We start from the raw sequence: 13,973 nt of genomic DNA on the forward strand, positions 1-13,973 counted from the left end.
TCTGGGAGGCAACCATGAGTCAGTCGATCAACCCGCAGGCCGGTCCCGCACGCCGCACGTCGCCCGGCGCGGTCGCTCTCGGCGTGGCCACCGCCGTCGCCGTCGTCCTGGCGTCCGTCGCGCTGGCTCCCGGCGCGCTGCCTGCGGTGGCAGGCCCGGGCGCACCGCCCGCACAGGCCGGCGACATCCTCGGCGAGCGGAGCCCCGCTGCGATCCCGGGCGAGTACATCGTCGTGCTCGACGACGCCGCGCCGTCCCGCGTGGCCGCCGAGTCCCGGGCTCTGGCGAAGGCGTTCTCCGGCGAGCTGCGGAGCACGTTCGAGCACACGGTCTCGGGGTTCAGCGCGACCATGTCCGCCGCCGACGCCCGCCGGCTCAGCCGGGACCCGTCGGTCGCGTATGTCGAGGCGAACCAGCGGATGAGCGTGGCTGACGTCCAGGCGCCGACCCCGAGCTGGGGCCTGGACCGGGCCGACCAGCGCGCCCTGCCCCTGACCGCCTCCTACACCTACCCGAACACCGGCGCCGGGGTGACGGCCTATGTCATCGACACCGGGATCCGGACGAGCCACCAGGACTTCGAGGACCGCGCCGTCTCGGGCACCGACATCGTCGACGGCGACGCCGATGCGACCGACTGCAACGGCCATGGCACCCACGTGGCCGGCACCGTCGGCGGCGAGGCCCACGGCATCGCCAAGGACGTCTCCCTGGTCGGGGTCCGGGTGCTGGAATGCGCGGGCGAGGGCACCTCCGAGGACGTGATCGCGGGGATCGACTGGGTCACCGCCCACCATCAGCCGGGTGAGCCGGCGGTCGCCAACGTGTCGCTCGGCGGCGGGTTCAGCCAGGCCGTGAACGATGCCGTGACCGCCTCGGTCGCCGACGGGATCACCTACGCGGTGGCGGCCGGCAACGAAACAGGTACCGACGCGTGCACCCGCTCCCCCGCGTCCACGCCCGCGGCGCTCACTGTGGGCGCCACCACCAGCGCCGACGCGAGGGCTGCCTACTCGAACGTCGGCACCTGCCTCGACCTGTTCGCGCCCGGCTCGTCGATCACCTCGGCCTGGCACACCAGCGACACCGCCACGAACACGATCAACGGCACCTCGATGGCCGCACCCCACGTGGCCGGCGCCGCCGCCCTCTACCTCGCGACGGGTCCCGCGCTCACCCCGGCCCAGGTCTCGGCCGCCCTGCTCGACGCCACCACCCCCGACGTCGTGACGGGAGCCGGCGCCGGCTCACCGAACCGCCTGCTGTACACCGGGGACGTGCCGCCGCCCACCCGGGACTTCGCGGTATCGGTCGACCCCACCGAGGGGATCGTCCAGGCGGGAGCATCGCTCACGACCACCGTCTCGACCAGCACCACGCTCGGCGACCCGCAGCCGGTCGCCCTGACCACACGCGGACTCCCGGCCGGCGTGTCGGCGTCGTTCGACCCGGCCACCGTCACCTCGGGCGAGACGTCCACGCTCACGATGACCGCCGCGACGTCAGCGCCACCGGGGACCTACCTGGTCCAGGTCCGCGCGCGCGGCGCGACGTGGCACGCCGCCACCTACCGCCTGACCGTGGCCGGCCCGCCGGGCTGCACCCAGACCAACGCCAGCGACGTGCCGATCCAGGACAATGGGACGGTCGAGTCGGTCGTCTCCGTCACGGGCTGCGCCGCAACCCCCAGCACGGCCGCGGTAGTTGACGTCGCGATAGTGCACAGCTACATCGGCGACCTCTACGTCGATCTGATCGCCCCGGACGGTACGGCCTACCCGCTGCACCGCGGCACGGGCGGCGCGGCCGACGGGATCAACACCAGCTACCCGGTCAACCTGTCGGCCGAGTCCGCCAACGGGCCGTGGCGCCTGCGCGTCCGGGACACCCAGCCCGGGGACACCGGGTTCATCAACTCCTGGGCGCTCCACCTTGATCCGCCGACCAGCCCGCCGCCGGTCTGCGCCGGCACGAACACCACCGACGTGCCGATCCCCGACAACACCACGATCAACAGCCCGATCACCCTGTCGAGCTGCCCCGGCAACGGCTCGGCGTCGGCGCAGGTCCGCGTGGACATCACCCACCCCTACCGCGGCGACCTCGTCGTGCGGCTGGTCGCCCCCGACGGCAGTGTCTACCCGCTCCTCGACAAGGTCGGCGGCGCCACCGACGACGTGCACCAGACGTTCGTCGTCAACCTGGCCTCCGAACCCGTGGACGGCACCTGGAACCTCCGCGTCCAGGACACCGCAACGGGCGACGCGGGGACCCTCACCGGCTGGTCCCTCACGCCCCGGCCGTAGGTGCCCCGGAGCCCGCCCGGGTCAGACCCGGGCGGGCGTCCGGGCCGCCTGCCGCTCGGGCGTGAACGCCACCGGCAGCTCCGCCGGGTACCGCGACCAGGGCGACGGCGCCCAGGTCACCTCCGGGTCGGTCAGCCGGAGGTCCAGGCGCTCCATGAGGCTCTCCACCGCGATCTTGACGACCAGCCGGCCGGGGCGCCGGGCCGGGCAGGCATGCGGCCCGACCCCGAACGACAGGTGCGACCGGTTGCCTGCCTCGAACAGGTCGTCGCCGGTGCGCACGCGGGGGTCGTTGTTCGCGGCGGCGACACCCATCACTATCGCGTCCCCCGCCCGGATCCGGGCGGTGCCCAGCGTGCAGTCGGTCACGGCGTACCGGGCGGGCAGGTTCGCCACGGGCGGCTCGCTCCACAGGGTCTCGTCCATCGCGTCGTCCAGGCCACGCCGCACCCCGGTGACCCGCCCGGTGTACCGGGGGTCGGTGAGCATGCGGCGCAGCGTGGCGGCGATCCAGGTCACGAGCATCTCGTTGGCCGCGCAGATCGCGACCACCATGGAGTGCACTATCTCCGTGTCGCTCTCGAAGCTGGGGTGCTCGACGAGGCGGGCGGTCAGGTTCGGTCCCGGGTTGTCCCGGGTCGCCAGCACGTGGTCCAGCACTATCTGGTCCATGTCGGCCAGGGCCGCCACGGCGTCACCACCGTGCCCGAAGATGCCGTGCGCGCACCGCAGCAGGGCGATGCCCTGGCGTTCGTCGAAACCGAACATGCCTGACACGGCCAGGAACGAGACGGCGGCGGCGTACCCGCCGATCAGGTCCGCGTGGCCCTGGGCCGCGAACGAGTCGATGAGCCGGCTGCAGACGCCGCGCACGAGGGCCGCGGTGTGCGCCTCGTCGATCCCGGCGAAGGCCTCGTCCATCGGCAGGCGCAGCCGCCGGTGGTCCGGGCCGTCCGCGTAGTACAGCGCGCGCCGTCCGGCCGGGGACAGGATGGCGTGCAGGGTCGACCCCATCGGCAGCTGCTCCTTCCAGTGCCGCGGGTTCCGGGCGAAGACGCTCTCGGTGCGCATCACCTCCATGACCTCGGCGTGGCCCAGCACGAGCCAGCCAGGCACGCCGGGCTCGAGGTCGACCGGCGCCACCGGCCCCCACTGCTCCTGGAGCCTGAGCAGCGCCGCGGTCATGTCCTTCGCGCCGGTGAGCTCCACCAGCGCCACTCGACCTCCGCTGCGCTGCGGTTCTGAGTCAGACATGGCACTCCACCCATCGATATTCATCAAAATTGTCCATCGAATCGTTGGGCGACCTGCGTAGACGCCCGATCGTGGGTTTCTATCACGAGCGGCTAGGAACGCGTAACACCCCTGTGGTCCCGCATGGGACGATGCCAGGGTGAGCTTGCAAGGAGGCGGTGGGAGCATGGGCGGCGGTCGCGCGATGCGCTCGTTCACCCAGGACGGCTCCGTCGTCCAGCAGCGGCTGGGGTGGGCCACGCTGCGGCGCATCGCCGGGTTCGCCCGCCCCTACCGGGGCCGGCTCATCCTGTTCGTCCTGATCCTTGCCCTGGAGGCCGCGGCGGGCGCGGCCACGCCGCTGCTGTTCCAGCGGATCATCGATGACGGCATAGTCGACGGCGACACGCGCCTGGTGGTCCTGCTGGCGGCCGCCGCGGGGCTGCTCGCGATCCTGGCCGCCGGGCTGTCCGTGGCCGACCGGCTCGTCTCGTCCCAGGTCGGCGAGGGCCTCATCCTCGACCTGCGGGTCGCCGTGTTCGACCACGTGCAGCGCATGCCGCTCGCCTTCTTCTCCCTGGCCCGCACCGGCGCCCTGGTGCAGCGCCTCAACGGCGACGTGCTCGGGGCGCAGCGCGCCTTCACCTCGACCCTGCAGACCGTGGTCTCCAACACGCTGACCATCACCTTCACGCTCGCGGCGATGTTCACCATGTCGTGGCAGCTCACCCTCGGGGCGCTCGTGCTGGTGCCGCTCTTTGTGTTCCCGGCCCGCTGGTTCGGCCGCCGGCTCGCCGCCCTGACCCGGCGCGGCATGGAGGTCGACGCCGACCTGGGCCAGGTCATGAACGAGCGGTTCAACGTGTCCGGCGCCCACCTCGTGAAGGTCTTCGGCGACCCGGCCACCGAGTCCGAGCGGTTCGCGGGTCCCGCCCGCGAGCGCCGCGACCTGGGCGTGCGGACCGCGCTGCTGGGGACGTGGTTCCGGGTGGGTCTCTCCACCATCGCGTCGCTGGCCGTAGCGGGCGTGTACGGGCTGGGCGGCCTCCAGGCCATCGCCGGTGAGCTGACCGTCGGTACCGTCGTGGCGCTGGCGACGTACCTCACGCGCCTGTACGGGCCTCTGACGGCGATGGCCAACGTCCAGGTCGACATCATGACGGCGCTCGTCTCGTTCGAGCGGGTGCTGGAGGTGCTGGACCTGGAGCCGTCGGTGGCCGAGAAGCCGGACGCCGTCGACCTGCGCGCCGCCGTCGCCGTCCGGGGTGCGTCCGTCTCTCTGGCGGGGGTCACGTTCCGGTACCCGCGGGCCGACGAGGTCTCGCTCGCCTCCCTGGAGTCGGTGGCCACCCGACGCAAGGACCCGACGTCGGACACGCTGCACGACGTCTCGTTCGAGGTTCCCGCGGGCTCGATGGTGGCGCTCGTCGGCCCGTCCGGGGCGGGGAAGACCACGGTGTCCCAGCTGGTCAGCCGCATGTACGACCCGACGTCGGGCGCGGTGCGCATCGCCGGGACCGACCTGCGCGACGTGACGTTCGAGTCCCTGCGCGCCACGATCGGCGTCGTCTCCCAGGACGCGCACCTGTTCCACGACACGATGGCGGAGAACCTGCGGTTCGTCAGGGCGGAGGCGACGGACGCCGACCTGGAGCGGGTGCTGCGCCAGGCGCGCATCTGGGACCTGGTCGAGCGCCTGCCCGACGGGCTGGAGACCGTGGTGGGCGACCGCGGCTACCGGCTGTCGGGCGGCGAGCGGCAGCGCCTCGCGATCGCCCGGCTGCTCCTGAAGGCGCCCGACGTCGTGGTGCTCGACGAGGCGACGGCGCACCTCGACTCGGAGTCCGAGGCGGCAGTGCAGGCGGCCCTCGACCAGGCGCTCGCCGGACGGACCTCGCTGGTCATCGCGCACCGGCTGTCCACGGTCCGCGCTGCGGACCTGATCGTGGTGCTCGACGACGGGCGGGTGGTCCAGTCCGGGACGCATGCCGAGCTGATCGCCGCCGGGGGCCTGTACGCCGACCTGTACCGGACGCAGTTCGCGGAGACGGCCTGACCCAGGGGCCGGCGCCCGGCGGCCCGGCTGGCGGCCCAGCTAGCGCACGGCCTCCGGACGCCCGATCGCGGCCTCTATCTGCGCGAGCACCCGCCGGGACCGCTCCAGCTCGGGCCGGTACCGCTCCGGCAGGTCGGCAGCGAGCCGTCGGCGCATCTCCACGGCGTCCCGCGCGTGCCCGAGCGCGGCGGCGTTGTCGCCGACCGCGCTCAGCGCGCTGGCGAGGTTGGAGACAGCCAGCGCCAGGTCGGGCCGGTGCTTGTCCGGGTTCTCGACGGCGAGCTGCCGCCGCATCATCACCGCCTCCTTCATGGGCCGCAGCGCGTCGTCGGCCCGGTCCAGGTCAAGGAGGGTCGCGCCCAGGTTCGCGAGCGCCTCGGCGAGGCCGGTGCGGTACTTCTCCGGCTGGTCGCGCACGAGGCGGCGCAGCATGTCGACGGCCTCCTGGGTGGGCGGGAGGGCCTCGTCGAACCGGCCCAGGTCGGCGTATCGCACGCCGAGGTTGGACAGGGACTGCGCGAGGTACTTCAGCGATCGGGCGTTCTGGCTCGCGAGCCCCCGGCGGATGCCCACCGCCTCCTCCTCCAGCAGCACCGCCTCGTCATACCTGCCGCGCCGGGCGTACGTGACGCCGAGGTTGGAGAGCGAGTGGGCGAGGTAGTGCAGGTACCGGTCGGGGTGCTCGCGGGCGAGCCCGCGCCGGATCTCCAGCGCCTCCCGCTCCAGCCGGAGCGACTCGTCGGCGCGGCCCGTGGTCGAGTACAGGGCGCCGAGCGCGGACAGCGCGCCGGCGAGGTCGGGCCGCGTGCCCCGCTCGTTCTCCTTCGCGAGCCCGCGCTGCAGCTCCAGTGCCTCCAGGAGCACCACGCCCGCCTCCTCGTAGCGCCCGAGGGCCTCCAGCGTGGTGCCGAGCTGGCCGAGCGACCAGGCCAGCTCGCCGAGGTGTTCGGGGCGGGCGGCGGCCAGCCGGCGCCGGATCGCTACGGCCTCCGCGTTCGCGGGCAGCGCGTCCGCGGGCCGCCCGTTCTCGGTGAGGGCCTCGAAGTTGCCCAGTACCGCGGCGACGCGTGGTTCGTACTGGACGGGGTCGCCCTCGGCGAGGCGGCGGTAGATGTCGAGGGCGGCGCGCTGTGCCACCTCGATCTCGCCCACCCGGCCCAGCTCCGTGTAGGACACCCCGGCGCTCTGCAGGGCGCGAGCGTGCTCGGCGTCGGCCCACGGTGCGTCGCCGGCGGGCAGCTGGCGGCACAGGTTGATGACCTCCTCCTGGACGGCCAGGGCGTCGCTGTGCCTGCCGACCGCCCAGTACCCCGTCCCGAGGTTGTTCAGCGCGGTGCACAGCGCGGGGCGGTACCGCACCTCGTCGGCCCGGACGAGGCCGCGCCACAGGCCCACCGCCTCCTGCAGCCGGGCCACGGCCGCGCCGGGCTCCCCCTCGGCGACCAGCACGATCCCGAGGTCGGTCAGCGCCTCGCCGCGCTGGGCGGTGTCGCCGGCGGTCTCGGCGAGCTTCGCCACCCGGCGCGTGAGGCGGTCCAGCACGGGGACGGCCAGCGGGCCGGACGACCGCGGCAGCCGGCGCGCCACCCGGATCAGGCCGGGCAGGTCCTCGGGGTGCCCGTCGGGCAGGGCGGCCGTCACCGCCTCGATCAGCCTCCCGGACACGTCCCCGCCCGTGGCGGGCCGGTCCAGGGCCATCGACGTCGCGAACGCGACCGTCGTGAACGCCTGCTGCGGTGCCAGGTCGCGGGTACAGGCGGCGGTCAGCTCGTCCGACGTCGCCAGGACGCGTGCGACGAGCAGCTCCGCCAGGCGGGGGACGGTCAGGAGGTGCGCCCGGAGCCAGTCGACGGCGGCCGCTGCCCGGCCTGCCGCCGGCTCCACGCCCGCGCGGTGCAGCGCGCCGCGCAAGCCGTCATCAGTGCGGTCCCCCAGCAGCGTCGCCACGGCGAGCGCGGCCTCTGCGGCACCCGGGTCCAGCCCCGCCGCGGCGGCCGAGCGCGCCCACCCGGCGCGCTCGTGGTCGAGCACCACGTCCAGCGCGCCGGCCGGGTCGACGGGTTCGTGACCGCCGACGAGCACCGCGGCGAGCGCGGCAGCCTGCAGGTCAAGGGCGCGCAGGTGCTGGCCCGGCGCGGGCTGGAACAGCAGCTCAGGCACCGGACGGCCCAGGGCCCGGGCGAACCGGGCGACTGCCGCCTCCAGGTGCGCGCGGTAGTCGTCCGACCGGTCGACCGCCAGGCCGAGCACGGGATCGAACCCGGCGGCCAGGCTCTGGTCGAGCTCCGGCTCGAGCGCCAGCTGGGTGACCGACGGCGTCCGCCCCGCCCACAGCGTGCTGGTCCACCGCTCCCGTCGCCACCACAGCCCGCCGGTCCGCGCGATCAACAGGACGCGCAGCCGGCCGCGGGTCCTGGTCCGCCCGACGGCGTCGAACAGCGCCGGCAGGCCGGGCCGCGACGCGGCGTCGTCCACGACCAGCAGCACACGCCGGGCGTCGGCCGTCGCGGACACCGCGGCCGCCTCCTGCCCCGGCGGCACGTGGACCACTGTCCAGGCGGTGCGCCGCAGCCGCCGGCCGAGCTCCAGCGCCAGGCGCGTCTTGCCGACCCCTGCGAGCCCGCACAGCAGGCGCAGCGCCACCGGCTCCCCCGACCGCACCCAGGACCGCAGGTCCGAGAGCTCACGCCCGCGGCCCGTGAACGGCACCACCGCGCGCTCCGGCGCAAGGAGGCCCGCCGGGCTCGCGCCCCACGCCTCTTCGGGTCCGGGTCGACTCATGGGCAGTCATCAAACCCCACAGCGACGGTCCTGGCCAGCAGGTCTGTGATACGCCCGGAACCCGCCGATCGCAGTGTTTCCCCAGGTCAGGGGCGTGCGGATGACCCAGATCCGGGCGCGTGCACCGCAGTCCGAAAAAATGGCCCGGCCCGAGGCCGGGAACGCCGACGGCCCGCCGTCCCCCGAAGGGGACGACGGGCCGTCGAACAGCTCAGATCAGTTGCCCGTGAGCTTCTCGCGGAGCGCGGCGAGCGCCTCGTCCGAAGCCAGCGTGCCGACCTCCTCGACCGGAGCCGAGGAGTAGGTGGTGCTGCCACCGCTGCTGCTGCTGCCACCGGCGGGAGCCGAGGCCGGGGCCTCGGTCGACGCCTCGGTGTCGGCGGTCAGCGCCTCGGCGACCTGCTTGCGGTGCGCGGTCCAGCGCTCGTGCGCCTTGGCGTACTCCGCCTCCCACGCCTCGCGCTGGGTCTCGAAGCCATCGAGCCACTCGTTGGTCTCCGGGTCGAAGCCGTCCGGGTACTTGTAGTTCCCGGCCTCGTCGTACTCGGCGGCCATGCCGTACAGCGCGGGGTCGAAGTCCTCGGACTCCGGGTCCACACCCTCGTTGGCCTGCTTGAGCGACAGCGAGATGCGGCGACGCTCCAGGTCGATGTCGATGACCTTGACGAAGACCTCGGCACCGACGGTGACAACCTGCTCGGGCAGCTCGACGTGGCGCACGGCCAGCTCCGAGATGTGGACCAGGCCCTCGATGCCGTCCTCGACGCGCACGAACGCACCGAACGGGACGAGCTTGGTGACCTTACCCGGCACGACCTGACCGATGGCGTGCGTGCGGGCGAAGGTCTGCCAAGGGTCCTCCTGCGTCGCCTTCAGCGACAGGGAGACACGCTCGCGGTCGAAGTCGACGTCGAGCACCTCGACGGTGACCTCCTGGCCCACCTCGACAACCTCGGAGGGGTGGTCGATGTGCTTCCAGGACAGCTCGGAGACGTGCACCAGACCATCGACGCCGCCGAGGTCCACGAACGCACCGAAGTTGACGATCGAGGAGACGACACCCGGGCGCACCTGGCCCTTCTGCAGCGTCTGCAGGAAGGTCGAGCGAACCTCGGACTGCGTCTGCTCGAGCCAGGCACGGCGCGAGAGCACGACGTTGTTCCGGTTCTTGTCGAGCTCGATGATCTTGGCCTCGATCTCCTTGCCGACGTACGGCTGGAGGTCGCGGACACGACGCATCTCCACGAGGGAGGCGGGGAGGAAGCCGCGCAGGCCGATGTCGAGGATCAGGCCGCCCTTGACGACCTCGATGACGGTGCCGGTGACGACGCCGTCCTCTTCCTTGATCTTCTCGATCGTGCCCCAGGCGCGCTCGTACTGTGCGCGCTTCTTGGACAGGATCAGACGGCCTTCCTTGTCCTCCTTCTGGAGGACCAGGGCCTCGACGGCGTCACCGACGGCGACAACCTCGCCAGGGTCGACGTCGTGCTTGATCGAGAGCTCCCGGGACGGGATCACACCCTCGGTCTTGTAGCCGATGTCAAGAAGGACCTCGTCGCGGTCCACCTTGACGATCGTGCCTTCGACGATGTCCCCATCGTTGAAGTACTTGATGGTGGCGTCGATGGCAGCAAGGAAGTCCTCCTCGGTGCCGATGTCGTTGATGGCAACCTGGGGTGCGGACTTCGCAGGGGTGGAGATGGTCATTGAGTTCGATGCTCCGATGCGGACATGGCGTAGTACGGACAGGGACTGATGGGGCTGTGCTTGGGTGGGGCCGATGGTCGCCAAAGGGCGCACGGCACCGCCAGCCATCCTAGTGGCGCTGCGGCGCCCTGGTCAACGCGAGCTCAGGGCGCCGTGCAGGGTCCAGAGAGGTGCTCGGTGCGGACTTCAGAGCGCGAGCTCCAGGTCCTTGCCCGGGATCGCGTCGAGCAGCGCTCGCGTGTAGTCCGTGCTCGGCGAGTCGAACACCGTGTCGACGGTCCCCTCCTCGACCACGCGGCCCTCTTGCATCACCAGCACGCGGTCCGCGATCTGCCGCACGACGGCGAGGTCGTGCGTGATGAAGAGGTAGGTGAGCCCCAGCTCCTCCTGCAGGCCGGCGAGCAGCTGCAGGATCTGCGCCTGGACCACTACGTCGAGCGCCGAGACGGCCTCGTCGCAGACCACGAGCTCGGGCGACAGCGCGAGCGCGCGGGCGATCGCGACCCGCTGCCGCTGGCCGCCGGACAGCTCGGCGGGGAACCGACGCAGGTGGCCCTTGCTGAGCGCCACCTGGTCGGCGAGCTCCTCCACGCGAGCCCGGCGGGCCGCGGCGTCACCGTAGGAGTGCGCACGCAGCGGCTCCTCGATCGCGCGGTACACCGAGTAGAGCGGGTCGAGCGACGAGTACGGGTCCTGGAACACGGGCTGCACCCGGCGCCGGTAGGCGATCTGGTCCCGGTGGTTGCCCGCGCCCACGAGGCCGCCGTCGAACGTGATGGAGCCGGTGGTGGGCTTCTCGATGTCGAGGATCATCCGGGCCAGCGTCGACTTGCCCGAGCCCGACTCCCCCACCACGGCGACCGTGGAGCCGCGCGGGATGTCGAGGCTGACCCCGTCCACGGCGGTGAAGTCCTTGCTCCGGGACAGCAGGCCGCTGCCGCGGATGGAGAAGACCTTGCTCACGTCCTTGACGGAGACCAGGACGTCAGCCCCGTCCGCGCCGTCGGCGGCGACGTCCTCGCCGCGGGCCAGCAGGGCGTCGTCGAGCACGTCGTCGAGGCCGCGCTCGCGCGCGATCTCGATGCGGCGCGAGGCGAGCGACGGGGCCGCCGCCATGAGCCGCTTCGTGTACTCGTGCTGCGGCGCGGTGAGCACCTTGCGGGCCGGCCCCTGCTCCACGATCTCGCCGTGGTACATGACCACCACGACGTCGGCGCGCTCGGCCGCGAGGCCGAGGTCGTGCGTGATCAGCAGCACCGCGGTGCCGAGCTCCTGCGTCAGGCCGGCGAGCTGGTCCAGGATGCCGCGCTGCACGGTGACGTCCAGGGCGGAGGTCGGCTCGTCCGCGACGAGCAGCGCCGGGCGGCCTGAGAGGCCCATGGCGATGAGCGCGCGCTGGCGCATGCCGCCGGAGAACTCGTGCGGGTACTGGGAGGCCCGGCGCCGGGCGTCCGGCAGACCGACCTCTTCGAGCAGCTCGACCGTGCGCGTGCGCGCGTCACGCCGGGTCCGCAGGCCGTTGTCGATCAGGCCCTCGTCGATCTGCTGCCCGATCCGCATGATCGGGTCGAGGTTGGTCATCGGGTCCTGGGGCACGAGGCCAAGCTCCGTGCCCCGCAGCTGCGCCATCCGCTGCGCGGACACGTGGCCCAGGTCCTCGTCCTTGAACCAGATGTGGCCCTCGGCCACGGACCCGTTGCTCGCCAGCAGGCCCAGCACCGCCATCGCCAGGGTGGTCTTGCCGGAACCCGACTCCCCCACGACCGCGACGGTCTGGCCGCGCCGGATCGTCAGGTTCGCGCCTGCGACGGCGCGCGCGGCGCCGCCCTCGGTCCGGAAGTCGACGCACAGGTCCTCGACGCGCAGGACGACGTCGTCGGGAGTCTTCTTGTCAGGGGTGTCGCTCATCGTCGGGTCCTGTTCCGGGGGTCGAGGGCCTCGCGCAGGCTCTCGCCCACGAGGGTGAAGCCGAGGGCCGTCACGGCGATGCAGATACCGGGCAGGATCGCGAGCCGCGGTGCGACCGCCAGCTCCTGCTGCGCGGCCGTCAGCATGCGACCCCACTCGGCCGTGGACGGCTCGCCGCCGCCCAGGCCCAGGAAGGAGAGCGCGGCGGCCTCGATGACGGCAGTCGCCAGGGTCAGCGTGGCCTGCACGATGACGGGGCCGACGCTGTTGGGCAGCACGTGGCTCATCGTCACCGAGCGCCGGCTCAGGCCCAGCGCTGACGCGGCCAGCACGTAGTCCTGGCCGCGCTGCGCGAGCATCGAGCCGCGCAGCAGCCGGGCGAAGATCGGGATCTGCACCACACCGATGGCGATGATCACCGACATCGACGACTGGCCCGCGATCGCGGCGATCGACACGGCCAGGAGCAGCGACGGCACGGACAGCATGAGATCCACGAGGCGCATCGCGGCGAAGTCGACCCACTTGCCGAACCAGCCCGCGAGCAGGCCCAGCGCCATACCGCCGGCGAGGCCGAACAGCGTGGACAGGACACCGACCAGGAGCGAGGCCCGCGCACCCCAGATCAGCTTGCTCAGCACGTCGCCGCCGTAGCGGTCCAGGCCGAGCAGGTAGTCGGACGACGGTCCGGGGATCATCGTCGGGCGCACGTCGGCGCGGCCCGGCAGCTCGCTGGGGCCGTACGGGGCGAGCAGCGGCGCGAGCAGCGCCACCAGGACGAAGGCCGCGACGATGACGAACCCGGCGATCGCCACGGGGTTCTTGCGCAGCGTGCGCCAGGCTCGCGCCCAGACGCCCTCACCGGCACGGTCGGGTCCGTCCGGGCCGTCACCGTGGATGCTGGTGTGGAGCGGCTCGGCGGCCGCGCCTCCGGTCACGGGAAGCTCTCCTGCGCTCATTGCTGCCTCCTCAGCCGGGGGTCGATCAGCCCGTACGAGACGTCGACGAGCAGGTTCACGAGGGCGTACACGATCGCGATCATCAGGACGAAGCCCTGCATCACCGGGTAGTCGGCGTTGAACACGGCCTCGGCGAGGAACGAGCCGATGCCGGCGAACGCGAACACGGTCTCGGTGAGCACCGCTCCTGAGAGCAGCAGGCCCACCTGCAGGCCGATAGTCGTCAGCACCGGGAGCATCGAGTTGCGCAGGATGTGCTCACCGCGCAGCCGGGCCGCCTTGATGCCCTTGGCGCGGGCGGTGCGGACGTAGTCCGCGTTCTGCACCTCGGACACGGCGGCGCGCGTCATGCGCGCCACGATCGCGAGCGGGATGGTGCCGAGCGCGATGCCGGGCAGGATCAGGTGCACCAGTGCGTCCCAGGCCGCGTCCCACTCACCGGTGAGCAGGCCGTCCAGGACGTAGAAGTTTGTCGGATGGGTGGCGACCATCGTTGGATCCAGGCGCCCGGTGGAGGGGAACCAGCCCAGCTCCACGGCGAACACGTACTTCAGGATGAACGCGAGGAAGAACACCGGCACGGTCACGCCGATCAGCGACACGACCACCGACGAGTGGTCGATGAACGAGCCGGCGCGACGGGCCGCGATGTAACCCAGCGGGATGCCGATGCCGATCGCGATGATCAGCGCCACCACGGTCAGCTCGATCGTCGCGGGGAACCGCGTCATGAACTCGTCCAGCACCGGGCGTCCGGTCCGCGTGGAGACACCGAAGTCTCCGGTCAGCAGGCGGCCCAGGTACCTGAAGTACTGGATGTGCAACGGCTGGTCGAACCCGTACAGGGTGTTGATCCTGGCGACGGCCTCGGGTGTGGCGCGCTCGCCCAGCAGGGCAGTGGCGGGGCCGCCGGGCAAGGCCCGGACCCATGCGAACAACAGCACCGACAGCCCTAGCAGCAGCGGTATCAAGAGCAGCAACCGCTGCACGATGAGGCGGAGCATACCTATCCTCGTAAAGTTC

General features: G+C 72.4%; 8 protein-coding genes. 2 read left to right on the forward strand and 6 right to left on the reverse strand.

Features of this window, described 5'->3' with window-relative positions; all coding sequences use genetic code 11:
* The first annotated feature begins 14 nt into the window (after positions 1-14).
* Positions 15-2,306, forward strand: a complete 2,292-nt coding sequence (locus AB1046_RS06045; protein WP_369373372.1) for a S8 family serine peptidase — start codon at positions 15-17, stop codon at positions 2,304-2,306.
* Positions 2,307-2,327: 21 nt separating this feature from the next.
* Here AB1046_RS06045 and AB1046_RS06050 read toward each other — a convergent pair whose 3' ends face one another.
* A complete protein-coding gene (locus tag AB1046_RS06050) occupies positions 2,328-3,560 on the reverse strand; it encodes a cytochrome P450 (protein ID WP_369373374.1) in 1,233 nt (410 codons plus the stop codon).
* Between the two features lie 166 nt (positions 3,561-3,726).
* Between AB1046_RS06050 and AB1046_RS06055 the strand changes: the two genes are divergently transcribed.
* Positions 3,727-5,595 carry an ABC transporter ATP-binding protein gene (locus tag AB1046_RS06055; protein WP_369373376.1) on the forward strand — a complete coding sequence of 623 codons (1,869 nt, stop codon included), beginning with the start codon at positions 3,727-3,729 and terminating at the stop codon, positions 5,593-5,595.
* A gap of 39 nt (positions 5,596-5,634) precedes the next feature.
* Here the strand turns inward: AB1046_RS06055 and AB1046_RS06060 are convergent, their stop codons facing one another.
* The 5 genes from AB1046_RS06060 to AB1046_RS06080 all read right to left on the reverse strand — a co-directional run bounded on the left by AB1046_RS06060 (position 5,635) and on the right by AB1046_RS06080 (position 13,954).
* On the reverse strand, positions 5,635-8,376 hold the full coding sequence (locus AB1046_RS06060; RefSeq protein WP_369373378.1) for a tetratricopeptide repeat protein: 2,742 nt from the start codon (positions 8,374-8,376) through the stop codon (positions 5,635-5,637).
* Between the two features lie 216 nt (positions 8,377-8,592).
* Positions 8,593-10,083, reverse strand: coding sequence for a 30S ribosomal protein S1 (rpsA, locus tag AB1046_RS06065; protein WP_369373380.1), 1,491 nt, complete (start codon positions 10,081-10,083; stop codon positions 8,593-8,595).
* Between the two features lie 186 nt (positions 10,084-10,269).
* Positions 10,270-11,991 carry a dipeptide ABC transporter ATP-binding protein gene (locus AB1046_RS06070; protein WP_369373382.1) on the reverse strand — a complete coding sequence of 574 codons (1,722 nt, stop codon included), beginning with the start codon at positions 11,989-11,991 and terminating at the stop codon, positions 10,270-10,272.
* Positions 11,988-12,950 carry an ABC transporter permease gene (locus tag AB1046_RS06075; protein ID WP_369373384.1) on the reverse strand — a complete coding sequence of 321 codons (963 nt, stop codon included), beginning with the start codon at positions 12,948-12,950 and terminating at the stop codon, positions 11,988-11,990. Before AB1046_RS06075 ends, AB1046_RS06070 begins: the two co-directional genes overlap by 4 nt.
* Entirely contained in the window at positions 12,947-13,954 is a 1,008-nt protein-coding gene (locus AB1046_RS06080; RefSeq protein ID WP_369373386.1) for an ABC transporter permease, read from the reverse strand. Before AB1046_RS06080 ends, AB1046_RS06075 begins: the two co-directional genes overlap by 4 nt.
* Between the last annotated feature and the right edge of the window lie 19 nt (positions 13,955-13,973).

The sequence above is a fragment of the Promicromonospora sp. Populi genome, assembly GCF_041081105.1.
Taxonomy (GTDB): Bacteria; Actinomycetota; Actinomycetes; order Actinomycetales; family Cellulomonadaceae; genus Promicromonospora.